Raw genomic sequence first — 25,980 nt, 5'->3', positions numbered from 1 at the left:
CAGGCGGGGCGGACCGCCCTACCCCGCCGACGCCGTTCCCTCCGTACCGCGCCGTCAGGAAGCCGGGCGCCGTGCCCGCATGAGGGAGGCTCCGACGGCCAGTGAGGCGGCGCCGCTGGCGAGGCCGAGGACGGCGCCGGCGGCGACGTCACCGGGGTAGTGGACCCCGGTGTGGACACGGGAGTAGCCGACCGCGGAGGCGAGCAGCCCCAGCGGCACGGCCACGGGCGGGAGGACGACACCGGCGGCGGTGGCGAAGGCGACCGCCGAGGCGGTGTGCCCGGACGGGAACGAGGCCGACTCCGGCATCGGGACGTGCCGGCCGACCACCACCCGGGCCGCCTCCCGGTCCGGCCGCCGCCGGCGGACCAGCCGCTTGCCGAAGAGGTTGGCCGTGGCCGAGGCGATCGCGATCGCGCCGACGCCCGCCGCCGCCGCGCGGCGCGGCCGGCCCGGCAGGAGGGCGAGTCCGGCGGCGACGGCGAAGGAGATCTTCGAGTGGTCGGCGGCGTGCGACAGCCGGCGCAGGCCCACGTCCAGGGCGGGCGTCGGCGTGGCGGCGACCGCCGCGTACAGGGCCCCGTCCACCGCCCGCAGATCGTGCAGGACGGCCCGCGCGGTGAAGACCGCGGCCCTCGGCCGGTCCCGCAGCCGCACCCGCGCAGCCGCGTCCGCCGCGTCCGCCGCCGCGTCGGCCCCCGCGTCGCGCCCCGCCCCGGGCTCCGCTCCGGCACCGGGTCCCGGCCCGGTCTCGTACATGTTCTCGTCACTCATGCGCCGCTCCTGTAGGGGTCCTCGGACGGTTCCGGCCGGTACGCGGGGCCGGAACCGTGATGGTCGGGGAAGGCGAGCCGAACGATCCGCCGCCAGTCCAACGGCGGAGGCGGCGGAACGACTCCCGGCCGGGAGCGCGGCACCAGCACCCGCAGCGCGCGCGGCCGCAGTTCGCAGACGACCGGCGTCGGCAGCGTCAGCGCCTCCCCGTCCACGGCCACCGGCACGGTCGCCTCCGCCTTCGGCGCACCGGTGCTGGTGACGCCCCCATGGACTTCGACGCGGAGCGCGGTCAGGACGTTGAGCGCGGCCGACTGGGTTCCCCGTACGACCAGGTCGGCGGCGTGCGCGGGGCCGTCCACCCGCACGCCGATCACCCCGAGCCGGCCGCTGTCAAGGCGGGTGCGGTGCCCGGCCGCCGCGCTCAGCGGATCGGGCGCGGCGTAGGGGTTGTTGCTGACCAGGATCGCCTGCTGGCCGGGAAGCCGGGTGGCGTCGGCGCTGGCGTCGAGCCGGTCGCCCTGCCCGCCCTGGAGCAGGTCGGGCAGCGCGTCGAGCGCGGTCTCCGCCTTGGCGTCGCGGTACTCCGGCCGCTGCACCACGTCCGCGTACACCCCGAACGAGACCGTGTTGACGAACGGGCGTCCGGCGACCGTGCCGAGGTCGACCCGGAGTTCCTCGCCGTCGGTGAGCGCGTCCAGGCAGGCCGCCGGATCGTTCCGGTCCAGGCCGAGGTCCATCGCGAAGTGGTTCCGGGTCCCGGCCGAGACCACCAGGAACGGCAGGTCGTGCTCGGCGGCCACCGCGGCCACCAGCGCCTGCGTGCCGTCACCGCCCGCGACCCCGAGCAGATCGGCGCCCTCCGCGACGGCCTTCCGGGCGAGCGCGTCGACGTCGGCGGGCGCGGACGGATCGAGCAGCACGACCCGGGCGCCCAGCCGTTCCGCCTTCCCCACCAGACCGAACCGCTCCACCTTCCCGCCGCCGGACCGCGGGTTCATGATCAGCACGGCCCGCCGGGGCCGCTCGGCCGGACGCGCGGGCGCCGGCGCGTCCACGACCTCCCCCGGCCTGCGCAGCGCCTCCCGCGCGCAGCCCAGCGCGACCGCCCACAGCGCGAGCGCGGCGAGCGCGAACAGCCACAACCCGCCGACGACGTACAGCACGAGGACGGCGACCGGCGCCCCCACCACGAGCACGGCCCCGAGCACCCGTACGGGCCCCCGGTGCGCGACGACCCACCACAGCCCCACGGCCCCCGCAGCGAGCCCCACGAGCCCGCTGAGCAGCACCAGCACCCCGCCGACACCCACCGCCAGGAGCAGGACGACCACCGCCCCCGCCGCCGCGCCGAGCGCCCACCGCGCCAGGTCCCGCGTGGTGCTCCCCGTACCGCCCTCGTCCCACCACCGCACAGCCCCGTTCACGACCCCACCTCCGCCTTCCAGACTCCCCCACGTTCCCGCGGTCGACCCCACTGAATCAGCCGTTGGACGGAACGACGAAACGCCCCGCCCGGAGGGTTCCGGGCGAGGCGCTTCGGGACGCGCGAGGCGTCGGCGGCGCGGGTCAGGCGACGCCGCCGCCCTTGGTGCGGCAGAACGAGTCGACGCCGTTCTTCCGCAGACAGATCGTGAGGGTGAGCTTCTCGCCCTCCGGGATGTTGATGGACTCCGACTTGCACGTGCCGTAGCCCCCGGCGACGACCGTCTTCCAGAGAGGACCGTCCGCGCGGCGCAGGTACGCCACCGCCGCGTACCCGTCCTCCTGGGCGTCACAGACCTGCGTCAGGTCGCCGTTGGCCACGAACGAGCCCCCGCCGCCCGGGCGGCTGTCGGTGGTGTAGACGTTGATGATGTTGGTCCCGGCCATCGCGGTCCCGCTCGACACCGTGAGCAGACCGGCCGCCACCGCACCGACGAAAGCAAATTTGCGCTTCTGCATCATTTCCCCCGCGGAAAAAGAACGCGGCTTGTCCGCGCCTCGGGCGACCCTATGCACTCGCACATGCGCATGACAAGCAACTTTCGGACAGCGCTGACCGGTTGAGACCGGAAACGACGAAGCGCCACACCCGGCCGGAACCGGATGGGGCGCTCCTCGGCGGGCCGGAGGGTCTCCCCTCCCCCACCTTCGGTAGGCCGTGTGGGACTCGAACCCACAACCAATGGATTAAAAGTCCACTGCTCTGCCAATTGAGCTAACGGCCCGTGTGCGAGCACTCCGTGCAGCATAGCCCGCCGGGCTCGCGGAACCGATCGGGTATCGGATCCCGCCGCGCCGCGCCCCCGGGGGGGGGCGCGGCGACGGGGGGTCAGAAGAGGGCGCGGAAGGTGTTCCAGCCGCCGCCGACGAGCTCGCGGGGGCCGTAGCGGTCGCCGGTGCGGCCGCTGCCGTGGCTGTAGTAGGCGTACAGCCGGCCGGAGGTGTCGCGGGCGACGAGGTCGCCGGTGCCGTCGCCGTTGAGGTCGCCGGTGCCCTGGAGGGCGGAGTAGATCTGCCAGCCGCCGCCGACCCTCGCGCGCGGGGTGACGCCGCCGGACGGGGTGCCGAAGTAGGACCACAGCGCGCCGGAGCCGTCGACGGCGACGAGGTCGCCGCGGCCGTCGCCGTCGAGGTCGCCGGCCGCGGTGATCCGCTTGTACAGCTTCCAGTTGGTGCCGACGCGGACCCGGGTCTTCAGGCGGTGGTCGGCGGTGCCGGCGTAGAAGTACATGTCGCCGGTGGAGGTCTGGCGGGCGATGAGGTCGGCGTACCCGTCGCCGTCGACGTCACCGGGCGAGGTCAGCACGTCGTACTGGCTCCAGCCGGAACCGATCAGGGTGTACGGCGACGAGGCGGTGACGACCTTTCCGCAGCCCGGCCGGTAGGCCCGCAGCTCGCTCCCGACGCGCCCGAGGACGTCGGCGCAGCCGTCGGCGTTCACGTCCCCGAAGGGCACGAGGAGGGTGCCGGCCGGGAAGGCCCCGCCGGAGCCCGGGGTACGGGCGGCGAACGTGCCCCAGCCGTTGCCCCGGTAGAGGGAGACGGCCCCGGCCGTGTCCACGGCGAGCAGTTCGCCCTGGGCGTCGTTCCCGACGAGGTCGCGGAAGGCGGGCCGGCTGCCGGAGAGCCGCAGGTCGCCCCAGGTCCACAGGTCGCGGCCCTTGCCGTCGGCGGTCGTGGCGCGCAGCTCCCACACGTACGGCCCGTTCGGCGCGGGCACCCCCGCGGCGTTGCGCCCGTCCCAGGCGAAGTCGATCCGGCCGCGGGTCTCCTTCCCGCGCAGGGTCCGCACAGGCTTCCTGCTGTACGCGTCCTGGATGCTCACCTCGTACGCCGAGGCGGGCTTGGAGAGCGTCCAGGAGCCCGTCCAGGTGCCGGGGGCCCGCAGGCTCGCCGGAGCGGACGCGCTCGCGACGGTCAGGTCGGAGGTGGGGAGGTCGGTCCACACGACGTGCACCCGCTGGTCGGCGCTCCGGTAGGCGACGGCGCCGCCGAAGCGGTCGACGGTCCAGGCGGTGCGGCGGGCGGGCGCGGGGGCTTCGGCGCGGGTCAGGTCGTAGGGCGTGCCGGCCGTTCCGGTGGCGAAGGGGATGACCCGCAGGTACGTGGTGCCCCGGTCGACGACGTAGCCGTCGCCGAGGAGGCCGCCCCGCGCGTCGCCCTTGGGCAGGGCGATACGGACCGGCTGGGCCGGGTTCCCGAGGTCGAGGACGCCCTGCTTCGTGAAGCCGGCGCACGCCCAGTAGAGCCAGCGGCCGGTCGCCTGAAGCTCGGTCAGGGCGCAGCCGGAGTTCGTGGCGAGCGTGCCGAGGCTCTTGCCGGTGGCGAGGTCCTTGCGGGCGACCTGCCCCAGGGTGCTCGTGCCGGTGTACAGGGTGTCGCCCCAGAGGGCGGCGGCGACCTGGTCCTGGACGGAGACGGTCTTCTGGGCGTCCAGGTCGAGGACGAGGGTCTTGCCGCCGGCGGTGAGCGTCCCTCCCCCGCCGAGCGCACCGGTCTGGAAGACCGTCCACCGGCCGAAGGCGTCGGCGATCCGCCCGTCCTGACCCGGCACCACCCGGGTCGTGCCGGTGGCCGTCCGGGAGACCACGGCGCCCTGGGAGACGGAGACCGTCCGCCCGTCGCCGCCGTCGAAGAGCTCCGGTGCCCCGTGCTCGTACGGGTCCGGCTCGATGCCGGTCCACGCGGGCGCGGTCTGGTCGGTGTGGAGCGGGCCGACGGAGATCGAACGACCGGCGTAGCCCGTGCCCTTCGAGCCGCCGCGCTCCAGCGTGGTCAGCCGGCCCTTGCCCAGGGCGAGGGAGACGACCTCGGCGGGCACCGGCGGCACCGCGCGCAGCTTCCTCAGCTCCGGCGAGCCGCCCGCCTCGCCGGGGACGACCTGGAGGAGGGCCCAGTCGGTGGCGGAGGTGCCGCCGGTGACGGCCGCCGAGCCGGAGCCGTCGCCGAGCGGCGTGATCCGCTCCTCGGCACCGGCGAGCAGGGTCCGCTGTTCGCCGGCGGGGCCGACGGCGACGAGACGGCGGGTGAGCGCGTCGCCCGGAGCCGCCGGGGTGTCCGTGGTGAGGAGCCAGTCGCCGACGAGGCCGATCCTGGTGGCGCTCAGCCCGTCGGCCAGCCGGTAGGTGATCTCCGGTCCGGTGAGGTCGGCGTGCTGCCGGATGCGGACGGTCCGGTCGGGGGCGACCCAGGCGATCCGCTCGGCGGTGACGGCGACGCCCGCGGCGCCCGTGCCGTCCGCGGCGGTCGGCTCGCCCAGGACCCGCATCCGGCCGGTCGTGAGGTCCAGGACTCCGAGGTACTCCCCCTCGGGACCGGCCGTCAGGCCGAAGCGCAGCACCGCCAGCCCCTCGGTCCCGGCCACCGGCCGCGCCGTGTGGAGGTCCGCCCCGGCCGGCCAGCCGGTCACGGGCACCGAGGCGCCGTTCGGGGCGGCCGCGCTCCGCAGGACGTACCCGCTGGTGGAGCCGCGCGAGGTGCCGGGCTCGTACTGCTGGAGGAGCAGCCGGTCGCCGATCAGTCCTCGGTAGCCGGTGTCGGCGGGGAGGGTCAGGGGCGTCGGCGTACCGGTCTTCAGGTCGAGGACGGCGGGCGCGCCGCCCTGGTCCGTGTAGGCGTACCGGCCGCCGGTGCCGAACGCGGCGAAGGCGTGGTCGCCGCCGCCGGCTCCCAGGGTCCGGCTGGTGCCGGTGGTGAAGTCCGTCCACTCCACCGGCGCGCCGGAGCCGCGCGCGTCCTCGGCGCGGTGCGCGTAGCCGCCCGCGCCGACGGCGACGACCGTCTCCGAGCGGGGCGCCGCCCGCCAGGAGGGGTCGATGTCGAGCTGGTCGATGCCGACGACCGGCGCCCCGGGCGCGGCGACCGCGCCGGGCGTGAGGCCCGCGCCGGTGGCGGCCATGACGGCGGCGAGCAGGACGGCGCGTGCGCGGGTCCGCCGCGCTGCTGCGGTACGAGACAAGAAGGCCCCTCCCCAAGGGGTGATGCGATGCCGGCGAGTGGATACCGGACGCACGAGCGTCCCACGTGCCCCTCTACGTGACCGCCGTGCCCCCTGTACGAGACCCCCGCGGGCCCCCGACGGTTGTACGCCGGACGCGACGAACCCCCGTGACAGCGGGTGTCACGGGGGTTCGTCGGTAGGTCAGGTCACGCGGGCTCAGCCGTTGCGCTTCCAGCGGGGCTTGTCGTCACGGCGGGCGCCGCCGAAGGACGAGGAGCCGGACGGGCGGTGGTCGTCGCGGCGGAAGCCACCGCCGGACGGGCGGTCGTCGCGGCGGAAGCCACCGCCGGAGGGGCGGTCGTCGCGGCGGTCGCGGTTGAACGGACGGTCGTTGTCGCGGCGGAAGCCGCCGGACGGACGGTCGTCGCGGCGGAAGCCGCCGCCGGAGGGGCGGTCGTCCCGGCGGAAACCGCCGGACGGACGGTCGTTGTCGCGGCGGAAGCCACCCGAGGGACGGTCGTCGCGGTCGCGGAAGGACGGACGGTCGTTGTCGCGGCGGAAACCGCCGGACGGACGGTCGTTGTCCCGGCGGAAGCCGCCACGGTCGCCACCACGGTCGTCACGGTCGCGGAACGACGGACGGTCGTTGTCCCGGCGGAAACCACCCGACGGACGGTCGTTGTCACGGCGGAAGCCACCGCGGTCGCCACCACGGTCGTTGTCGCGGCGGAAGCCGCCACGGTCGCCACCGCGGTCGTCACGGTCGCGGTTGAAGCCACCGCGGTCGCGGCGCTCGTAGTTGCCCCGCTCGTCACGGGCCGGGCGCTCCTCGCGGCGCTGCTCCTCGCGGGCGGCGCGCTCGGCCTCGGCGGCAGCGGCGGCGACCTCGGCCTCGGCGGCCTCGGTGACCTCGGCGACGGCGCTCTCCGGGTCCTCGCCGCGCTCGCGGGCGGCCTGGGCGACGAGGCGGTCGGCCTCCTCGCGGAGCTCGACGGCGCGGCGCTGCAGGCGCTCCAGCTGACGGGTCAGGTCGACGACCTCGCGCTCGGCCTGCTTGGCCGAGTTGTTCGCCGAGTCGGCCTGGACCTCGGTCAGCGAACGGGCGCCGGTGATCTCGGCGACCTCGGGGTCGAAGGCGCCGGCGCCGCCGACGATGTGGCGCGAGGCGTCGACGCCCGCGTCCTCCATCAGGCGGAAGATCTGGCGGCGCTGGTGCGGCAGGGCCAGGGAGACCACGACGCCGGAGCGGCCGGCGCGGGCGGTGCGGCCCGAGCGGTGCAGGTAGTCCTTGTGGTCGCCGGCCGGGTCCACGTTGAGGACCAGGTCGATGCCGTCGACGTGGATGCCGCGGGCGGCGACGTCGGTGGCGACGAGGACGTTGACGTAGCCGTCCTTGAAGTCGGCGAGCGTACGGGTACGGGCGCCCTGGGTCATGCCGCCGTGCAGCGCGTCGGCCTTCACGCCGGACTCGCGCAGCTGCTCGGCGACGCGGTCGGCACCGAGCTGGGTGCGGACGAAGATGATGGTGCGGCCCTTGCGGGCGGCGATGGCGGCGGTGACCGGCGCCTTGTCCTTCGGCTTCACGACGAGGACGTGGTGGGTCATCGTGGTGACGGCGCCGGCGGACGGGTCGACCTCGTGGGTGACCGGGTTCACCAGGTAGCGCTTCACCAGGCTGTCGATCTCGTTCTCCAGCGTGGCGGAGAAGAGGAGACGCTGGCCGCCGGCCGGGACCTGGTCGAGCAGCTCGGTGACCTCGGGCAGGAAGCCCAGGTCGGCCATCTGGTCGGCCTCGTCGAGGACGGCGATCTGGACCTGCTCCAGGGAGCAGGCGCCGCGGTTGATGATGTCGCGCAGGCGGCCCGGGGTGGCGACGAGGATGTCGACGCCGCGCTCCAGGGCGTAGATCTGGTTGCCCATCGACGTACCGCCGCAGACGACCTTCATCTTGAGGCCGAGCACGTCGCCGTACGGCTGGAGGGCGTCCGCGACCTGCATCGCGAGCTCGCGGGTCGGGGTGAGGATGACGCCGCGGGGCTTCTTCTTCTCGGTCTGGCCGCCGGCCAGGGTGGCGAGCAGCGGGAGGCCGAAGGAGAGGGTCTTGCCGGAGCCGGTGCGACCGCGGCCCAGGATGTCCTTGCCGGCCAGGGCGTCCGGGATGGTCGCGGCCTGGATCGGGAAGGGGGCGGTCACGCCGTTCTGCGCGAGCTTGCGGACGACGCCCTCGGGCAGGCCCAGGTCACCGAAGGTGATCTCGGGGGTCGTGTCGGCGTCGTCGGTGTCGGCGCCCTCGGCGTCGACCTCGTCGGTCAGGTCGGCGGCCTCGACGGCCTCGTCGGTGATTACTGCGTCGTCAGCCAGCTCGACGATCTCGGTGATCTCGTCGTTCTCGGGCATGACGGCGTGGTCAGAACTGGAAATGGACATGCGAAATGCGAAACCTTCCGGAGTCTCGGCACGCGCCCGTCAACTCCGTGTTTCGCACAAGACCGCCTCTATGCGGTCAGCCACGGCAAGGGAGAGTACGCGCCAGTCGCGGCGCTCTTCGGTCGTGGCGCCGGGCAAATGGGATCAAACGATCTACCACCATACGCACTCTCCCCCACTCAAGGCAAACCGATCACGCTCACACCGGGCTCACCTGCGGCGATGCCATCGGTTCCGTGGCCACTCCGGCGGCCCGCACCCCGCCCAGCTGGGCGGCGGGTCCCTCGGTCGGCGGATCCGTCGGGTTCGAGGTCGGCTCGGGGGTGGGCTCCGGTGTCGGCTCGGGCGTCGGCTCCGGCGTCGGGGTCGGCTCCGGCGTGGGCTCCGGCGTCGGGGTGCTCCCGCCGCCGCCCGGCGCGCCGCCGGCCGTACCGCCGGAGTCGCCGTTCCCACCCGCCCCGCCGGTCCCGCCGGTCCCGCCCGTCGCGCCGCCGTCCCCGCTACCGCCGCTCCCGCCCGTGCCGCCCGCGTCCCCGCCGCCGCCCGCGCCCCCCGACGCGCCGCCGGTGCCGGCGTGACCGCCGGCCGTGCCGCCGCCGGCCGGGGGCTGCGACGTGGGCGGCACCGGCTTGCCGGGCTCGGCGGAGGCGGACGCCTTCGCGCCCGCGCCGGGCGTGGCGGAGCCGGAGGGCGAACCGCTCGGCACCGGCCCCTTCCCGTCGCCGCCCGCCGGGGCCGCGCCGCCGGGCCGGTCGCCCTGCCCGCCGTCGTACGCGCCCCCGCCGCCCTCCGGAGCCCCGGAGCCGCCGTCCGGCCGGGCCGACGCGCCCGGCTTCCCCCCGCTCGCACCCGGCGCCGGCCTGGCGCCCTCGTCGCTCACACTCATACAGCCGCTCAAGGAGGCGCACGCGGCGACCGCGAGAGCGGCGGCGGCCCATCGAACGCGGGTGGGGAAATGGCGCACGGAGGCACCTCCAGGACACAGAAGGCGGGGAAGAAAAGCGTCCCCCTGCCCAACTCCCCAGGCGTCACAAGGGACACGGCGCGACGGCCTCCTGTTCGACAGCGATCTCCGGCCACGGCCCGTCCCGCCGACCCCCCGCCCAGGCCCGCCACCCTCGCCCCGCCGGTCGCTCAGCCGTAACCCAGCGCGTGTAGCCGTTCGTCGTCGATGCCGAAGTGGTGGGCGATCTCGTGCACCACGGTGATCTCGGTCTCCGCCACGACGTCCTCGCGGGACTCGCACATCCGCAGCGTCGGCCCCCGGTAGATGGTGATCCGGTCGGGCAGCACCCCCGCGTACCACTCGCCCCGCTCGGTCAGCGGTGTCCCCTCGTAGAGCCCGAGCAGGTCGGGATCGTCCGGAGACGGCTCGTCCTCCACGAACACCGCCACGTTGTCCATCAGCCGCGTCAGCTCCGGCGGGATCCGGTCCAGGGCCTCGGCGACAAGCTCCTCGAACTCCTCGCGCGTCATCTCCAGCACGAGCCCATTCTCCCCTCCCCGGAAACCGTTTTGGCGATAGCGCCCGCCATCCCATATGCTTCAGACGTCCCCGAGGCGCTGAGAAGCGCCCAGGTGGGGCCGTTAGCCCTCATCGTCTAGTGGCCCAGGACGCCGCCCTTTCAAGGCGGTAGCACGGGTTCGAATCCCGTTGGGGGCACGCACCACCGTGTGCGAGACTGGTTCTCGTACACAAGCAAGGCTCTGTGGAGCAGTTGGTTAGCTCGCCACCCTGTCAAGGTGGAGGTCGCGGGTTCAAGTCCCGTCAGAGTCGCCGAAGCTGGAAACAGCTTCGTGGCTGGGTAGCTCAGTTGGTACGAGCGATCGCCTGAAAAGCGATAGGTCGCCGGTTCGACCCCGGCCCCAGCCACAGGAAAAGGGCCCCGTTCGCGAGAACGGGGCCCTTCCTCATTCCGGCTCCCCCTCCCGCTCCCGGCCCCGGCCACGGCTCCGCGCCGCCGCCACCAGACCGGCCACCGCGACCACCGCCACGAGCAGCGCCCAGTCCGGCACCGCCCGGCCCCACTCGGCCACCCGCTGCTCGACGGCGAAGGAGTCGTCCACCGACAGCAGCCCCGGCAGCGCCGTCGTCCCGTCGAAGACCAGGAACAGCGCGCCCAGGCCCACGAAGAAGAGGCCCGACACCAGCGAGGTCGAATGGACCTCGAACCGCCCGGCCCGCAGCGGCCGGCCCCGCAGCCAGCGCCGCCGCCCCAGGTCGTACCGCTCCCACAGCAGCGCGAGCACGAAGAGCGGCACCGCCATCCCGAGCGCGTACACCGCGAGGAGCAGGCCGCCGTAGGCCGCGCTGCCGCTCAGCGCCGCCACCGTCAGGACACCGCCGAGGATCGGGCCCGCGCAGAACCCGGCCAGGCCGTAGACCAGGCCGAGGGCGTAGACCGAGAACGCCGAGGTCGGACGGATCCGGCCGCTCGCCTCCGCCATCCGGCGGGAGGCGAACCCCAGGCCCAGGATCTGGAGGACGCCGAGCCCGATGATCAGCCAGCCGCCGACGGCCACCAGCAGGTCCCGGTGACCGTAGAAGAACCGTCCCGCCAGCGAGCCGGCCGCGCCCAGCGGCACGAGGGTGGTGGCGAGGCCCGCGTAGAGGATCGCGGTCCGCGCCACCAGCCTCGCCCGGCTCTCGATCGAGTACGCGAAGAAGGCCGGCAACAACAGGGCGCTGCACGGACTGAGCAGGGCGAGGAGACCGCCGAGGAAGGCCGCGAAATAGCCGATCCCGGACGTCACCGGCCGGCCTTCCCCGAGGTACGGGCCGCGTCGGCCGCCGCCTCGATCGCCTCCGTGAAGGTCTCCAGGGGCTGGGCGCCGGCGATCGGCCGCCCGTTGACCAGGAACGACGGGGTGGAGGTGGCGCCGAGGGCGTACCCCTGCTCCTGGTCCTTCCGGACCGCCTCGCGGGCCGCCTCGCCCTCGCTGTCCTTCGCGAACCGGGCGAGGTCCGGGACGCCGGCCTCCGCCGCGAGGGCGCGCAGCCGCTCCTTGCCGAAGCCCTTCTCCTTGGCCCCGTCCGCGTACGCCGCCTTGTGGAACTGCCAGAAGCGGCCCTGCTCCCCGGCGGCCCAGGAGGCGCGCGCCACGGCCTCCGACTCCTCGCCGAAGATCGGGAAGTTCCGCCACTCGATGCGCAGGGTGCCGTTCTCGACGTACTTCTTCACCAGGACGGGCTCGGTGTCCCGGGCGAACTTCCCGCAGTAGCCGCACTTGAAGTCGGCGTACTCGACGAGGACCACCGGCGCGTCCGCGCGCCCCAGGGCGAGCCGGTCGGACGCGTCCCTGCGGGCGTACTTCTCCAGCTCCGGATAGACCCCGGAGGCCGGGTCGGCGCTGACCCCGGCGACGGCGGAGGAACCGGCGGCGGACGGGCCGGCCGGCCGGGTGGCGGTGTACGAGGCGAGGGCGGCCAGCGCGGCGGCGACGGCCACGCCGGCGACGATCAGCGCGGGACGGGTCTTGGAGGAGGTCTTGGGGCTGGACATGAGGTGCACTCTAGACACGGGCCCGGAACACTCCGTGAGCAAGGTGCCCAATCCACCGCAATCCGGCCACGGAGAGACTCGTAAATCGGTTCGCCGCTTCTCGGCCGCAGGTGCGATCCTGGATTCCGTATGTCTACTTCCTTCGCCGCCCTCCAGTCCGTCCTGGCCGAGGTCTCGCTGCGGGACTCCCACCGGCTCGGCCGCCGTCTCGAAGGCGCCCGCCGCATCCGCAAGCCCGAGGCCCGCGCCGCCGTCCTGGACGAGATCGCCGCAGAGGCGGCCAAGGCCAAGGAGCGCGTCGACGGGCGCGCCGCCCGCGTGCCCGCCGTCACCTATCCCGAGCAGCTCCCGGTCTCACAGAAGAAGGACGAGATCCTGGAGGCGATACGCGACCACCAGGTCGTGATCGTCGCCGGTGAGACCGGTTCCGGAAAGACCACCCAGATCCCGAAGATCTGTCTGGAGCTGGGCCGGGGCGTCCGGGGCATGATCGGGCACACCCAGCCCCGCCGGATCGCCGCCCGCACGGTCGCCGAGCGCGTCGCCGAGGAGCTGCGGACCCCGCTGGGCGAGGCCGTCGGCTGGAAGGTCCGCTTCACCGACCAGGTGAACCCGGACGCCACCTTCGTGAAGCTGATGACGGACGGCATCCTGCTCGCCGAGATCCAGACGGACCGCGAGCTGCGCGCGTACGACACGATCATCATCGACGAGGCCCACGAGCGGTCCCTCAACATCGACTTCCTGCTCGGCTACCTGGCCCAGCTGCTGCCCCGGCGCCCCGACCTCAAGGTCGTGATCACCTCCGCGACCATCGACCCGGAGCGCTTCTCCCGCCACTTCGGCGACGCGCCGATCGTCGAGGTCAGCGGGCGTACGTATCCGGTCGAGGTCCGCTACCGGCCGCTCCTGGAGGAGGACTCCGAGGAGTCCGACCGGGACCAGATCACCGCCATCTGCGACGCCGTCGACGAGCTCCGGAAGGAGGGGCCGGGCGATGTCCTGGTCTTCCTCTCCGGCGAGCGCGAGATCCGCGACACGGCGGACGCCCTGACGAAGAAGAAGCTCCTCGGCACCGAGATCCTGCCGCTGTACGCCCGGCTCTCGCACGCCGAGCAGCACCGCGTCTTCCAGGCGCACTCCGGCCGCCGGATCGTCCTCGCGACCAACGTCGCCGAGACCTCGCTGACCGTCCCCGGCATCAAGTACGTGATCGACCCGGGCACCGCCCGCATCTCGCGCTACTCCCACCGCACCAAGGTCCAGCGGCTCCCGATCGAGGCGATCTCGCAGGCCAGCGCCAACCAGCGCAAGGGCCGCTGCGGCCGTACGAGCGACGGCATCTGCATCCGGCTCTACTCCGAGGACGACTTCCTCACCCGGCCGGAGTTCACCGACGCCGAGATCCTCCGGACCAACCTGGCGTCCGTCATCCTCCAGATGACCGCGGCCGGCCTCGGCGACATCGAGAAGTTCCCCTTCATCGACCCGCCGGACCACCGCAACATCCGGGACGGCGTCCAGCTCCTCCAGGAGCTCGGCGCGCTGAACCCGGCCGAGAAGGATCCCAAGAAGCGCCTCACCGAGCAGGGCCGGAAGCTCTCCCAGCTGCCCGTCGACCCCCGGCTCGCCCGGATGGTCCTGGAGGCCGACAAGAACGGCTGCGTCCGCGAGGTCATGGTGATCGCCGCCGCGCTCTCCATCCAGGACCCGCGCGAGCGGCCCTCCGACAAGCAGGCCCAGGCCGACCAGCAGCACGCCCGGTTCAAGGACGAGACCAGCGACTTCCTCGCCTTCCTCAACCTGTGGCGGTACGTGCGCGAGCAGCAGAAGGAGCGCGGCTCGTCGTCCTTCCGCCGGATGTGCAAGCAGGAGTACCTGAACTTCCTCCGCATCCGCGAGTGGCAGGACATCTACTCCCAGCTCCGCACGGTCGCCAAGCAGATGGGCATCCACCTCAACGAGGAGGACGCGCCGGAGCACTCCGTCCACGTCTCCCTCCTCTCCGGCCTCCTCTCGCACATCGGCCTGAAGGACGTGAAGGAGTCCAAGGACGGCGCCCCGAAGGAGGGATCCCGCCGCGAGGGCGGCCGGGGCGAGTACCTGGGCGCGCGGAACGCCAAGTTCGCGATCTTCCCCGGCTCCGCGCTCTTCAAGAAGCCCCCGCGGATGGTCATGTCCGCCGAGCTGGTGGAGACCTCCCGGCTCTGGGCGCGGGTGAACGCCCGGATCGAGCCCGAGTGGATCGAGCCGCTCGCCCAGCACCTGGTGAAGAAGACGTACAGCGAGCCGCACTGGGAGAAGGACCAGGCGGCCGTCATGGCGTACGAGAAGGTGACGCTGTACGGCGTCCCGATCGTCGCCGACCGCAAGGTGAACTACGGGCGGATCGACCCCGAGGTCTCCCGCGAGCTGTTCATCCGCAACGCCCTCGTGGAGGGCGACTGGCGCACCCACCACAAGTTCTTCGCCGACAACCGCAAGCTGCTCACCGAGGTCGAGGAGCTGGAGCACCGCGCCCGGCGCCGGGACATCCTCGTCGACGACGAGACGCTCTTCGACTTCTACGACAAGCGGGTCCCCGAACACGTCGTGTCCGGCGCCCACTTCGACTCGTGGTGGAAGCACAAGCGCCACGAGGCACCGGAGTTCCTCGACTTCGAGCGCGAGATGCTCATCAACGAGAAGGCCGGGGCCGTCACCAAGGACGACTACCCGGACTCGTGGCGGCAGGGCGCGCTCAAGTTCCGGGTGACGTACCAGTTCGAGCCCGGCGCGGACGCGGACGGCGTGACCGTCCACGTGCCGCTCCAGGTGCTGAACCAGGTGACGGACGACGGCTTCGACTGGCAGATCCCGGGCCTGCGGGAAGAGGTCGTGACGGAGCTGATCCGTTCCCTCCCCAAGCCCATCCGCCGCCACTACGTGCCCGCGCCGAACTACGCCGGCCGGTTCCTGGACGCGGTCGTGCCGGTCCAGGAGCCGCTGACGACGGCGCTGGCGCGCGAGCTCCAGCGAATGGTCGGCGTCCCGCTCACCCCGGAGGACTTCGACTGGGCGAAGGTCCCCGAGCACCTCAAGATCACCTTCCGGATCGTCGACGAGCGGCGCCGGAAGCTGGCCGAGGACAAGGACCTGGAGACGCTGCGCCTGAAGCTGCGCCCCAAGGCCCGCCAGGCGCTCTCCAAGGCCGCCCAGGCGGCGACGGCGGGCCCGGACGGCTCCGGGCCCTCCCTGGAGCGCTCGGGGCTGAAGGACTGGACGATCGGGACGCTGACGAAGGTCTTCGAGACCAAGCGCGGCGGGCAGCCGGTGAAGGCGTACCCGGCGCTGGTCGACGAGGGCGAGAGCGTGGCCGTACGGCTCTTCGACTCGGAGGCCGAGCAGGCGCAGGCGATGTGGCGGGGCACCCGGAAGCTGATCATGCTGAACATCCCGGTGAACCCGGCGAAGTTCGCCTCGGAGAAGCTGACCAACCAGCAGAAGCTGGCCCTGTCGGCCAACCCCCACGGCTCGATCCAGGCGCTCTTCGACGACTGCGCCACCGCCGCCGCCGACCGGCTGATCGCCGACCACGGCGGCCCGGCGTGGGACGAGGAGTCCTTCAGGAAGCTGTACGACAAGGTCCGCGCCGACCTGGTGGAGCTGACCATCCGCACGGTGGGCCAGGTCCAGCAGGTCCTGGCGGCCTGGCAGGCGTGCGAGCGGCGCCTGAAGGCCACCACGAGCCCCGCGCTGCTGCCGAACCTCCAGGACGTGCGGACGCAGCTCTCGTGGCTCGTGCCGGCCGGTTTCGTGACCCGTACGGGGCTGAAGCGGCTGCCGGACCTGATGCGCTACCTGGTGGCGGTGGACCGGCGGCTCCAGCAGATGCCGACCGGGGTCCAGCGGGACACCACCCGGATGGAGAAGGTCCACGAGATGCTCGACGAGTACGCGTGGCTCCTGGAGCAGTTGCCGAAGGGGCGGCCGGTGCCGGCCGAGGTCACCGACATCCGCTGGATGATCGAGGAGCTGCGGGTGAGCTACTTCGCGCATGCGCTGGGGACCGCCCATCCGGTCTCGGACAAGCGGATCGTGAAGGCCATCGACGCGGCCGTGCCGGGGCCCGCGCGGTAGCGGGGGCCCTCGCCGTCGGTGAGTTCGACCAGACCGCTGACCTGCTGTACAGTTCTTCTCGCAGCCACGGAACACCGGCTGCGAGGGCTCTGTGGAGCAGTTGGTTAGCTCGCCACCCTGTCAAGGTGGAGGTCGCGGGTTCAAGTCCCGTCAGAGTCGCCTGAGAAGAAGGCCCGCATCATCGCGATGCGGGCCTTCTTCGTGCGCCTCGACCCATGTTCCAGCTCCACTCGAACGGGGGACCTTAGTCCCACGGGCCGGTGACCAACGGCGGGTCGAGGGAGGATCCCGTAGTGGCAGGCTGTTCAGTGACAAGGCTTCGGGAGTGTGACGGGAGTCACTGAAAGTCCTTCAGAAACCCCCTCGTTTACGCCACCCCTACAACAGCTCAATTTAATACGTGCAATTGCACCCATGTTCGACGGGTGGGGCCGGGCACAAAAAGACGATCGCGCTGGACCCGGCGGAGTCCAGCGCGATCGGTGACGGTGGCCTGTTGGGGCAGGAACCGCCGGCAGAGCTGTGGGATGGGCGACCGGATTGGGGGATCCGGACGGGCCCGGTGTTACGGGGTGCTGCGGGTGACGCCGAAGCCTCAGGCTTCGCTGCGCTGCTGCGGAATGCCCGCCAGCAGGGCGCGAACCTCGGCCTCGCGGTACCGGCGGTGCCCACCCAGGGTGCGGATGGACGTGAGCTTGCCGGCCTTGGCCCAGCGCGTGACCGTCTTCGGGTCCACGCGGAACATCGTGGCGACCTCGGCAGGGGTCAGCAGCGGCTCGGCATCAGGGGTGCGAGCGGTCATGAGCGGCCTCCTCGGGAGAACCGAACCTTCTCGGTTCTTTCCTCTAAATTCTGCACCTTGACCCGCCTTGCCCGAAATGGCAGAAGCGGGCCGAGTCGGTTATAGGACGAACGGCTTGTCCTCGGCACTACAACTACACCATCCGTCCAGCCGCGTCGGCCAAACCGATGGAATTGCCCTCGCAGGTGTTCATCAGCGGCGGAAGTCGACTGACCATGCCATAACGGACAGTCACGCCACTGTGACGATCAGTCACAGAGCGATCAGGAGTCCTCAGACCCCCCATAGAGTGCAATGCTGAGCGTTCCGCCCAAAGTTGGACGGAAGGAACCCTCCCCGGACTCCTTGTCCTATTTTGGCACGAGGGTAGGTGATCGACGCAAGGGTACGTTTAGTGCTGTCCGTCACCCTTGAGCCAAAGGCCCGGTTCAGGACCAACGTCCCACCGGATCTGGCCAGAACGATCCGGCCAGACACCCTGAAGATCATTTACCCCGGAGGTACGGGTCTTGTCCATGCACACCTGACGAAGATGCCCGACCTATGTCAATTCGCGTGACGCAGGTCCCTGACGGCGCGCCAGCGCTCCGACAGCCGCGCGTACACCTCGGCCGCCGCGTCGTCGTCGCCCTCCCGCAGCGCCGCGAGCCCCTCCGCCACGTCCGCCGCCGACCGGTCATCCGCCAGCCGCTCCTCCGCCACCGCGTGCACGAGACCGCCGTAGTCCAGCTCCACCAGCGCCCGGGGGTGGAACTCCTCCAGCCAGCGGCCCACCTCGACCAGACCCTGGACCAGCACGCCCTCGTCCACCGAGTCCCGCAGCGCCCGCAGCGCCCGCGCCAGGCGGCGCCGCGCCTGCGCCATCGTCGTCCGGTAGCGCAGCACCGGCGCCCGCCCCGCCGCCCGGTCCCCCGGCTCGTACCGCCGCTCCTCCTCCCCGAAGAGCGCGAACCAGCGCAGCGGCACCTGCCACACCGCCGTCCTGATCCACGGCCGCGCGTCCGGGTTCCGCTCCAGCCACCGCTCGTGGTCCGCCTCCACCTGGGCCCGCACCACCGGCGGCACCATCGCGTCGAGCACCGGCGCCGGCAGCCCGCTCTCCGCCACCAGCTCGCGCAGCGCCAGCCACCCCCGCAGCCGGGTCCGCCACGGGCAGACCACCACGACGCCGTCCAGGTGCGCCACGAACGCCTCGCCGCTCTCGTGCACCGGCACCGGCACCGGCGGCACCGGCACCAGGTCCGCCAGCGAGCGCCGCAGCTCGTCCTGGGCGCCCGGGGCGCGCGACCCCCGCGCGTACCGCGACCAGTGGGTCCGCTCCGGCTCCGGGAACGCGGCCAGCGGCTCGTACACCCGGAGATACGAGGCGTACGGGACGAGCAACGTGGAGTCGACCGACATGCCGCGAATCCTTCCACGCGGGTACTCCGCGAGGAGGTGATCCGGCCCACTCCGTCCTCCTTACGCCCAGGTAGGACTTAATCTCATGGCGCAATGGGTCCTCCCCCACCCGCACGGGGGGCCCTCCGCCGCATCTTCCTTGGGAGTCACCACAGTGACCGCAACAGGCGCTGCTTTCGATGTACTGCACACCCTGTTCCACTCGGAGCAGGGAGGCCACGAGCAGGTCGTGCTCTGCCAGGACCGCGCCACCGGCCTCAAGGCCGTCATCGCCCTGCACAACACCGCCCTCGGCCCCGCGCTGGGAGGCACCCGCTTCTACCCGTACGCCACCGAGGCCGAGGCCGTCGCCGACGCCCTCAACCTGGCGCGCGGCATGTCGTACAAGAACGCCATGGCCGGGCTCGACCACGGCGGCGGCAAGGCCGTGATCATCGGCGACCCCGAGCAGATCAAGACCGAGGAACTGCTCCTCGCCTACGGCCGCTTCGTCGCCTCCCTCGGCGGCCGGTACGTCACCGCCTGCGACGTCGGCACCTACGTCGCCGACATGGACGTCGTGGCCCGCGCCAACCAGTGGACCACCGGCCGCTCCCCCGAGAACGGCGGCGCCGGCGACTCCTCCGTCCTGACCGCCTTCGGCGTCTTCCAGGGCATGCGCGCCTCCGCCCAGCACCTGTGGGGCGACCCCACCCTGCGCGGCCGGAAGGTCGGCGTCGCCGGCGTCGGCAAGGTCGGCCACTACCTCGTCGAGCACCTCCTGGAGGACGGCGCCGAGGTCGTCATCACCGACGTCCGCGAGGAGTCGGTGCGCCGGATCACCGAGAAGTTCCCCCAGGTGACCGTGGTCGCCGACACCGAGGCCCTGATCCGCGTCGAGGACCTGGACATCTACGCGCCGTGCGCGCTGGGCGGCGCGCTCAGCGAGGACACGGTTCCGTTCCTCACGGCGAAGGTCGTCTGCGGCGCGGCCAACAATCAGCTCGCCCACCCGGGCATCGAGAAGGACCTGGTGGAGCGCGGCATCCTCTACGCCCCGGACTACGTGGTGAACGCCGGCGGCGTGATCCAGGTCGCGGACGAGCTCCACGGCTTCGACTTCGACCGCTGCAAGGCGAAGGCCACGAAGATCTTCGACACCACCCTGGAGATCTTCGCACGTGCGAAGGCGGACGGCATTCCGCCGGCCGCGGCCGCCGACCGCATCGCCGAGCAGCGGATGGCGGACGCACGGCGACTCGGGGCCTGACCGCTCACGGGGAGTGACCGACCCGCCGACCGGGCGCCGAGCGCGAGACTTCGCTCACGCCGGTCGGCGGGTCGGCCCCCGAGAAGAGGTTAAAATCGCGATTGACCAGCGAGGAAAGGGCACCTCGATGGTTCTGTACCGGGGTATGTGATGCGCGCGGCGTACCGTAGACCCGAGGAAACAGGTACCGTTGAAGCCCTACGGACCGGTCTCTCCACCGAGAGCCCGTTTCGCATCATGAACGCGTGTCAAGACTCTGGGGCCAGCGAGCCCCGTCACCGAGGGGGTCGAGCCATGGGGCGCGGCCGGGCAAAGGCCAAGCAGACCAAGGTCGCCCGCCAGCTGAAGTACAGCAGCGGCGGGACTGACCTGTCGCGTCTGGCCAATGAGCTGGGCGCTTCGACTTCGAGCCAGCCGCCGAATGGCGAGCCGTTCGAGGACGACGACGAGGAAGACGACCCGTACGCGCAGTACGCGGATCTCTACAACACGGATGACGAGGACGAGGACGACGAGTCCGGTCCGCAGTCTCCGCGTCGCGCTTGACCTTCTGAACGCCGAAACTCGGTCCGGAACCCTCGGACCGAGTTTTCGTGCTGCTCAGGGCCGCTCCGAGCGGCTCGGGAAGGCTGATGTCCTCGGGGACACGCCGAGCGCTTCAGGGACATGAGGAAGGGGCACCCCGCCGGGCGGGGTGCCCCTTCCTTCGTCCGTGCGTGACTACTTCGCGTAGTCGCCGACCAGCTCCGCGCCGGAGTCCTTGTCGCCGCGCTCGGTGATCTCACCGGCGACCCAGGCGTCGAGTCCGCGGTCGGCCAGCGTGGTGAGGGCGGCGTCGACCGACTCGGCGGGGACGACGGCCATCATGCCGACGCCCATGTTGAGGGTCTTCTCCAGCTCCAGGCGCTCCACCTGGCCGGCGGTGCCGACGAGGTCGAAGATCGCGCCCGGGGTCCACGTGGAGCGGTCCACGGTGGCGTGCAGCCCGTCCGGGATCACCCGGGCGAGGTTGGCCGCGAGGCCGCCGCCGGTGATGTGGCTGTAGGCGTGCACCTCGGTGGTCCGGGTGAGCGCCAGGCAGTCCAGCGAGTAGATCCGGGTGGGCTCCAGGAGCTCCTCGCCGAGGGTCCGGCCCAGCTCCTCGACCTGCTGGTCGAGGCGCATGCCGGCACGGTCGAAGACCACGTGGCGGACGAGCGAGTACCCGTTGGAGTGAAGCCCGGAGGAGGCCATGGCGATGACCGCGTCCCCCGTACGGATGCGATCGGCGCCGAGGAGGCGGTCGTGCTCCACGACACCGGTGCCGGCGCCGGCCACGTCGAAGTCGTCCGGGCCGAGGAGGCCCGGGTGCTCCGCCGTCTCGCCGCCGACCAGGGCGCAGCCGGCGAGGACGCAGCCCTCGGCGATGCCCTTGACGATGGCGGCGACCCGCTCCGGGTGGACCTTGCCGACGCAGATGTAGTCGGTCATGAAGAGCGGCTCGGCGCCGCAGACGACGATGTCGTCCATGACCATGGCGACCAGGTCGTGGCCGATGGTGTCGTACACGCCCATCTGGCGGGCGATGTCGACCTTCGTGCCGACGCCGTCGGTGGCCGAGGCGAGCAGCGGACGCTCGTAGCGCTTGAGGGCGGAGGCGTCGAAGAGGCCGGCGAAGCCGCCGAGGCCGCCGAGGACCTCGGGGCGCTGCGTCTTCTTCACCCACTCCTTCATCAGCTCGACGGCGCGGTCGCCCGCCTCGATGTCGACGCCCGCAGAGGCGTAGCTGGCACCAGTGGTCTCAGGCATGCTGAAGAACTTTCGTGTCGTGTACTGCGGGTGTGCAGCGGGGTGTCACGGACGGCGCAGGGCGTCGGCTGCCGCGGTGGCGGCGGGGCCGGCGGCCAGCTCCGTCTCCAGGAGCTGCTTGCCGAGCAGCTCGGGGTCCGGCAGCTCCATCGGGTACTCGCCGTCGAAGCAGGCGCGGCAGAGGTTCGGCTTGGCGATGGTGGTCGCCTCGACCATCCCCTCCAGGGAGATGTACGAGAGCGAGTCCGCGCCGAGCGACTTGCCGATCTCCTCGACGGACATGCCGTTGGCGATCAGCTCCGCGCGGGTCGCGAAGTCGATGCCGAAGAAGCACGGCCACTTGACCGGCGGCGAGGAGATCCGGATGTGGACCTCGGCCGCGCCGGCCTCGCGGAGCATCCGCACCAGGGCGCGCTGGGTGTTGCCGCGGACGATCGAGTCGTCGACGACCACGAGCTTCTTCCCCTTGATGACTTCCTTGAGGGGGTTCAGCTTCAGCCGGATGCCCAGCTGGCGGATGGTCTGCGAGGGCTGGATGAAGGTGCGGCCGACGTAGGCGTTCTTCACCAGGCCGGCGCCGAACGGGATGCCGGACGCCTCCGCGTAGCCGATGGCGGCGGGGGTGCCGGACTCCGGCGTCGCTATGACCAGGTCGGCCTCGACCGGCGCCTCCTTGGCGAGGCGGCGGCCCATCTCCACGCGGGAGAGGTAGACGTTTCGGCCGGCGATGTCGGTGTCGGGGCGCGCCAGGTACACGTACTCGAAGACACAGCCCTTGGGCTTCGCTTCCGCGAATCGAGAGGTACGGATGCCGTTCTCGTCGATCGCGATCAGCTCGCCCGGCTCGACCTCGCGGACGAAGCTGGCGCCGCAGATGTCGAGGGCGGCGGACTCCGAGGCGACCACCCAGCCGCGCTCCAGACGGCCGAGGACCAGCGGGCGGATGCCCTGCGGGTCACGGGCGGCGTAGAGCGTGTGCTCGTCCATGAAGACGAGGGAGAAGGCGCCCCGGACCTCGGGGAGGACCTTCGCGGCGGCCTGCTCGATGGTGAGCGGCTTGCCGTCCTCGTCCACCTGGCCGGCGAGGAGCGCCGTGACCAGGTCGGTGTCGTTGGTGGCGGCGACCTGGGTGGCGCGGCCGTCCTTCTTGGGAAGGTCGGCGACCATCTCGGCCAGCTGCGCCGTGTTCACCAGGTTGCCGTTGTGGCCGAGCGCCAGGGACCCGTGGGCGGTGGCCCGGAAGGTCGGCTGGGCGTTCTCCCACACGGAGGCTCCGGTGGTCGAGTAGCGGGCGTGACCGACCGCGATATGACCCTGGAGGGAGCCGAGAGAGGTCTCGTCGAAGACCTGGGACACGAGGCCCATGTCCTTGAAGACGAGGATCTGGGAGCCGTTGCTGACCGCGATTCCCGCGGATTCCTGACCCCGATGCTGGAGGGCGTAGAGCCCGAAGTACGTGAGCTTTGCGACCTCTTCACCCGGAGCCCAGACACCGAAGACGCCACACGCGTCCTGGGGGCCTTTCTCGCCGGGGAGCAGGTCGTGATTGAGTCGACCGTCACCACGTGGCACGTCTTCGAGTCTAGGGGACCTCGACCGCTGGGCCGAATGGGAGAACGGCGCACGGACGCCTCCCGTAGGATCGCACCAAAAGATCGCCATGAGCTTGGAGGGGCCTACAAGGCAGGCGCCGGAAGGGCTCCCGCCGCCCGGCCCCTCCGCGGCGGCCCGCTCGTACCACCCCGGAACACCCCCCGCGATGTGACGCAGAACGCACGGACCGGGGGTTTCACCGGCGTTTCGATCACGCGAACTACGCGCGTGGACCCGGGGTCCGGGCGTTGACGCGTCCCCTTCGGTGCGACGAGGCTCCTGGCCCATGCAGCCCCGCAGTGACCGAGCGGTCACCCTCGTCCGGCGCCGGCACGTGGACCTCGTCCGTGTCGCGAGCGCGAGCTGTCGCCGCGCCGCCTGAACGAGACCGGCGCCCCCGTTGTGGGCGCCCGAGCGGCCCCTTCCCCGCCGCGCCCGGGTTCTCGCGCCTGAACACCCAGCCCCATGCGCGGCCGCATCGCGAGGTGCGGTGACCACCCTCCGTACCGCCCTCCGTGCTCGCCCTCCGTGCTCGCCCTCCGTACCGCCCTCTGGAGTTCCGCCATGCCCACGCCCCTGTCCCGCCGCGCCCTCGGCGGTGCCGCCGCCGGTGCCGCCGCGGCGGCCGCCCTCGGAACCGGCCCCGCCCACGCGGCCCCCGCCCACGCCCCCGCCGATGCCGCCCGCGCGGCCGAGCGGCCCTTCCGGGCCGCCCACCCCCGCCGCCACTCCCGGCGGCCGAACATCCTCGTCATCCTGGGCGACGACCTCGGCTGGGCCGACCTCTCCTCCTACGGCTCCCCGCACATCCGCACCCCGCACCTCGACCGCCTCGCCCGCGGCGGCGTCCGCTTCACCGACGCGTACTCCGGCTCCGCGACCTGCTCCCCCACCCGCTTCAGCCTCTACACCGGCCGCTACCCGGGCCGTACGAAGGGAGGGCTCGCCGAGCCGATCGCCGACAGGTCCGTCGGCCTGGAGCCCACCCACCCCACGCTCGCCTCGCTGCTCCGCGACTCCGGCTACGCCACCGCCCTCATCGGCAAGTGGCACTGCGGCTACCTCCCGGACTACTCCCCCACCAAGTCCGGCTGGGACGAGTTCTTCGGCAACTTCGGCGGCGCCCTGGAGTACTACTCCAAGCTCGGCCTCGGCGGCGAGTACGACCTCTACGAGGGCGACGCCCCGTACAAGGACCTCCGCTACTACACCCGGATCCTCACCGAGCGCGCGAGCGAGTACGTGAGCCGCGACCACGACCGCCCGTGGCTGCTCAACCTCAACTTCACCACCCCGCACTGGCCGTGGATCGCCGACGGCGACGAGGAGGCGAGCGCCGAGATCGTCCGGCGCGTCAAGGCCGGCGACCGCTCCGCGCTGTGGCACCAGGACGGCGGCTCGGTCGAGAAGTACAAGGAGATGGTCGAGGACCTCGACCGCTCGATCGGCACGGTGCTCGGCGCGCTCCGGCGCTCCGGCCGGGAGCAGGACACCCTCGTCCTCTTCGCCAGCGACAACGGCGGCGAGCGCTTCTCCTACAACTGGCCGCTCGCCGGCAACAAGGGCTCCCTCCAGGAGGGCGGCATCCGCGTCCCCACGATCCTGCGCTGGCCCGCCCGGATCGACGGCGGCCAGGTCAGCGGCCTCCCGGTCTTCACCCCCGACTGGACGGCGACCCTGCTCGACCTGGCCGGCGCCCGCCCCCACCCCGCCCATCCGCTCGACGGCACGAGCCTCGCGGGGCACCTGCTGCGCGGCGCCGGGGTGCCCGAGCGGGACCTCTTCTGGCGGGTCAGGGGCGAGCGGGCGCTGCGCCGCGGCGACTGGAAGTACTACCGGGGCAGGTCCGGCCGCGACCAGCTCTTCGACCTCTCCTCGGACGCCCGCGAGCAGGCGGACCGGGCGCCCTTCGAGCAGGCCAGGCTCGCCGGGCTGCGGGCCGCGTGGGAGCGGATCGACGCGGGGCTGCTGCGCTACTGAGCCGGCGGCTCGGCCCGTGCGGTCAGGCCCTCGCCGGCGCCGTCGGTGAGGGTCAGCGTGCGGTGGTCGAGGCGGTAGGCGAGCGGTCCGTCGAGGAGTTCGTACAGCCGCGTCTCCAGGGTCATCCGCGGGCTCTCGCACATCATCCGGGTGGTGGCGGCGGGGCCCTCGACGGTGAGCGTGCGGGCCTTCTCGTCGATCTTCGCGGTGGCGGAGAAGTCGTTGCAGCCGAGGTTGCCGGTGACCTTGCCGTCGGCGCCGATCACCAGGCGGGCCTTGCCCTCCGCGCCCGCCGGGAGGGAGGCCGCGGTGTCCTGGGAGACCAGCCCCTCGACCTTCCAGGTGGTGCCGCGGAGCGGGGCGGACGGTTCGGCGGCCAGCTCGACCTTCCGCGTGCCGTCCGTGGAGACGAGGGTGAGCGCGCCGTCCTCCAGGGTGCCCGTCAGGGGGCCGGTGAAGGCGGCGAGGAACGCGGTCTCGAAGCGCTGCCGGTCGCCGGGGCAGCCCATCTCGGTGACCTCGTTCGCGGAGACGGTGACGGTGGCGCCGGTCACGGCGACGCCCGCGCCGAAGTGGTTGCAGCCGGTACTGCCCTGGGCGCGCCCGTTCTCGGCGAAGCTGACGCGGGCCCCGTCGGGGGCCGGGGACCGGCCGCCGTCGACGGTCACGGCGCCGACCGTCCAGTGGGTGCCGGTGAGGGGGAGGTCGGGGTCTCCTGCGCCGCCGCTTCCGCCGTTCTCCCCCTGTCCGCAGGAGGTGAGCGCGGCGAGCAGGACGGCGGCGGTGGCGAGGGTGCTGCGCGGCTTCGGCATGCCGGTGGGACGCGGAAGGGCCGCACCGGGTTCCCCGGCTCGGCCGACCGGGGGAACGGGCTCGGCTCCTCATGGGCCGGGACCGCCCGGCGGGCTCAGCTCGCCCG

Annotated in this window: 19 protein-coding genes and 5 tRNA genes; 9 read left to right on the top strand and 15 right to left on the bottom strand. The window is 72.5% G+C overall.

What is annotated here, in order from left to right:
- Positions 1-54: 54 nt before the first annotated feature.
- The 8 genes from ACIGHB_RS11015 to ACIGHB_RS10980 form a co-directional block, all read right to left on the bottom strand.
- Complete coding sequence (locus ACIGHB_RS11015; RefSeq protein WP_399911565.1) at positions 55-774, bottom strand: phosphatase PAP2 family protein; 720 nt, start codon at positions 772-774, stop codon at positions 55-57.
- Positions 771-2,201 (bottom strand): diacylglycerol/lipid kinase family protein, encoded by a 1,431-nt coding sequence (locus tag ACIGHB_RS11010; RefSeq protein WP_399911562.1) that lies wholly within the window; start codon positions 2,199-2,201, stop codon positions 771-773. The genes ACIGHB_RS11015 and ACIGHB_RS11010 overlap by 4 nt, the downstream gene beginning before the upstream one ends.
- A gap of 142 nt (positions 2,202-2,343) precedes the next feature.
- On the bottom strand, positions 2,344-2,721 hold the full coding sequence (locus ACIGHB_RS11005; RefSeq protein ID WP_360319855.1) for a hypothetical protein: 378 nt from the start codon (positions 2,719-2,721) through the stop codon (positions 2,344-2,346).
- A gap of 190 nt (positions 2,722-2,911) precedes the next feature.
- Positions 2,912-2,984: transfer RNA gene (locus tag ACIGHB_RS11000), tRNA-Lys, on the bottom strand.
- Between the two features lie 104 nt (positions 2,985-3,088).
- On the bottom strand, positions 3,089-6,217 hold the full coding sequence (locus ACIGHB_RS10995; protein WP_399911559.1) for an FG-GAP-like repeat-containing protein: 3,129 nt from the start codon (positions 6,215-6,217) through the stop codon (positions 3,089-3,091).
- 198 nt (positions 6,218-6,415) lie between these two features.
- Positions 6,416-8,626: a DEAD/DEAH box helicase gene (locus ACIGHB_RS10990; protein WP_399911556.1), complete on the bottom strand. Its 2,211-nt coding sequence runs from the start codon at positions 8,624-8,626 to the stop codon at positions 6,416-6,418.
- A 199-nt stretch (positions 8,627-8,825) separates the two neighbouring features.
- The gene (locus tag ACIGHB_RS10985; protein WP_399911554.1) at positions 8,826-9,512 is read right to left on the bottom strand and encodes a hypothetical protein; all 687 of its coding nucleotides are present in this window, start codon (positions 9,510-9,512) and stop codon (positions 8,826-8,828) included.
- Between the two features lie 248 nt (positions 9,513-9,760).
- The gene (locus ACIGHB_RS10980) at positions 9,761-10,111 is read right to left on the bottom strand and encodes a metallopeptidase family protein (RefSeq protein WP_189852474.1); all 351 of its coding nucleotides are present in this window, start codon (positions 10,109-10,111) and stop codon (positions 9,761-9,763) included.
- A 105-nt stretch (positions 10,112-10,216) separates the two neighbouring features.
- On the opposite strand from ACIGHB_RS10980, the gene ACIGHB_RS10975 reads away from it, so the two are divergent.
- The 3 genes from ACIGHB_RS10975 (at position 10,217) to ACIGHB_RS10965 (ending at position 10,499) form a co-directional block, all read left to right on the top strand.
- Positions 10,217-10,289, top strand: a tRNA-Glu gene (locus ACIGHB_RS10975).
- 40 nt (positions 10,290-10,329) lie between these two features.
- Positions 10,330-10,403 (top strand) — tRNA-Asp (locus tag ACIGHB_RS10970).
- A 22-nt stretch (positions 10,404-10,425) separates the two neighbouring features.
- Positions 10,426-10,499: transfer RNA gene (locus ACIGHB_RS10965), tRNA-Phe, on the top strand.
- A 38-nt stretch (positions 10,500-10,537) separates the two neighbouring features.
- Here the strand turns inward: ACIGHB_RS10965 and ACIGHB_RS10960 are convergent.
- Entirely contained in the window at positions 10,538-11,380 is an 843-nt protein-coding gene (locus ACIGHB_RS10960; RefSeq protein ID WP_399911551.1) for a cytochrome c biogenesis CcdA family protein, read from the bottom strand.
- Positions 11,377-12,129: a DsbA family protein gene (locus ACIGHB_RS10955; RefSeq protein ID WP_399911548.1), complete on the bottom strand. Its 753-nt coding sequence runs from the start codon at positions 12,127-12,129 to the stop codon at positions 11,377-11,379. The genes ACIGHB_RS10960 and ACIGHB_RS10955 overlap by 4 nt, the downstream gene beginning before the upstream one ends.
- Positions 12,130-12,258: 129 nt before the next feature.
- Here ACIGHB_RS10955 and hrpA point away from each other — a divergent pair, with 129 nt between their 5' ends.
- Together hrpA and ACIGHB_RS10945 are read left to right on the top strand one after the other, a co-directional pair.
- Positions 12,259-16,248 (top strand): ATP-dependent RNA helicase HrpA, encoded by a 3,990-nt coding sequence (hrpA, locus tag ACIGHB_RS10950; protein WP_360319088.1) that lies wholly within the window; start codon positions 12,259-12,261, stop codon positions 16,246-16,248.
- Between the two features lie 85 nt (positions 16,249-16,333).
- Positions 16,334-16,407 (top strand) — tRNA-Asp (locus ACIGHB_RS10945).
- Between the two features lie 436 nt (positions 16,408-16,843).
- On the opposite strand, the gene bldC is transcribed toward ACIGHB_RS10945, so the two are convergent.
- Together bldC and ACIGHB_RS10935 are read right to left on the bottom strand one after the other, a co-directional pair.
- The gene (gene bldC / locus ACIGHB_RS10940) at positions 16,844-17,050 is read right to left on the bottom strand and encodes a developmental transcriptional regulator BldC (RefSeq protein WP_003949541.1); all 207 of its coding nucleotides are present in this window, start codon (positions 17,048-17,050) and stop codon (positions 16,844-16,846) included.
- Positions 17,051-17,596: 546 nt separating this feature from the next.
- Positions 17,597-18,451, bottom strand: coding sequence for a hypothetical protein (locus ACIGHB_RS10935; RefSeq protein ID WP_388875110.1), 855 nt, complete (start codon positions 18,449-18,451; stop codon positions 17,597-17,599).
- 139 nt (positions 18,452-18,590) lie between these two features.
- On the opposite strand from ACIGHB_RS10935, the gene ACIGHB_RS10930 reads away from it, so the two are divergent.
- Together ACIGHB_RS10930 and ACIGHB_RS10925 are read left to right on the top strand one after the other, a co-directional pair.
- Positions 18,591-19,700 carry a Glu/Leu/Phe/Val dehydrogenase dimerization domain-containing protein gene (locus tag ACIGHB_RS10930; RefSeq protein WP_360319084.1) on the top strand — a complete coding sequence of 370 codons (1,110 nt, stop codon included), beginning with the start codon at positions 18,591-18,593 and terminating at the stop codon, positions 19,698-19,700.
- Between the two features lie 294 nt (positions 19,701-19,994).
- Positions 19,995-20,246, top strand: coding sequence for a DUF3073 domain-containing protein (locus tag ACIGHB_RS10925; RefSeq protein WP_360319082.1), 252 nt, complete (start codon positions 19,995-19,997; stop codon positions 20,244-20,246).
- A gap of 174 nt (positions 20,247-20,420) precedes the next feature.
- Here ACIGHB_RS10925 and purM read toward each other — a convergent pair whose 3' ends face one another.
- Positions 20,421-21,488 (bottom strand): phosphoribosylformylglycinamidine cyclo-ligase, encoded by a 1,068-nt coding sequence (purM, locus tag ACIGHB_RS10920; protein ID WP_360319080.1) that lies wholly within the window; start codon positions 21,486-21,488, stop codon positions 20,421-20,423.
- Positions 21,489-21,533: 45 nt separating this feature from the next.
- Complete coding sequence (gene purF, locus ACIGHB_RS10915; RefSeq protein ID WP_360319078.1) at positions 21,534-23,060, bottom strand: amidophosphoribosyltransferase; 1,527 nt, start codon at positions 23,058-23,060, stop codon at positions 21,534-21,536.
- A gap of 307 nt (positions 23,061-23,367) precedes the next feature.
- Between purF and ACIGHB_RS10910 the strand changes: the two genes are divergently transcribed.
- Together ACIGHB_RS10910 and ACIGHB_RS10905 are read left to right on the top strand one after the other, a co-directional pair.
- The gene (locus tag ACIGHB_RS10910; protein ID WP_360319076.1) at positions 23,368-23,463 is read left to right on the top strand and encodes a putative leader peptide; all 96 of its coding nucleotides are present in this window, start codon (positions 23,368-23,370) and stop codon (positions 23,461-23,463) included.
- A 182-nt stretch (positions 23,464-23,645) separates the two neighbouring features.
- Entirely contained in the window at positions 23,646-25,061 is a 1,416-nt protein-coding gene (locus ACIGHB_RS10905) for a sulfatase-like hydrolase/transferase (RefSeq protein WP_360319074.1), read from the top strand.
- On the opposite strand, the gene ACIGHB_RS10900 is transcribed toward ACIGHB_RS10905, so the two are convergent.
- On the bottom strand, positions 25,055-25,873 hold the full coding sequence (locus ACIGHB_RS10900; protein ID WP_399911540.1) for an META domain-containing protein: 819 nt from the start codon (positions 25,871-25,873) through the stop codon (positions 25,055-25,057). The genes ACIGHB_RS10905 and ACIGHB_RS10900 overlap by 7 nt on opposite strands.
- Positions 25,874-25,980: the final 107 nt, after the last annotated feature.

It is taken from the genome of Streptomyces sp. NPDC085460, from assembly GCF_044541975.1.
GTDB lineage: Bacteria > Actinomycetota > Actinomycetes > Streptomycetales > Streptomycetaceae > Streptomyces.
Note: the sequence above shows the minus strand (reverse complement) of the source record. Positions and strands in the feature narration are given on the sequence as shown.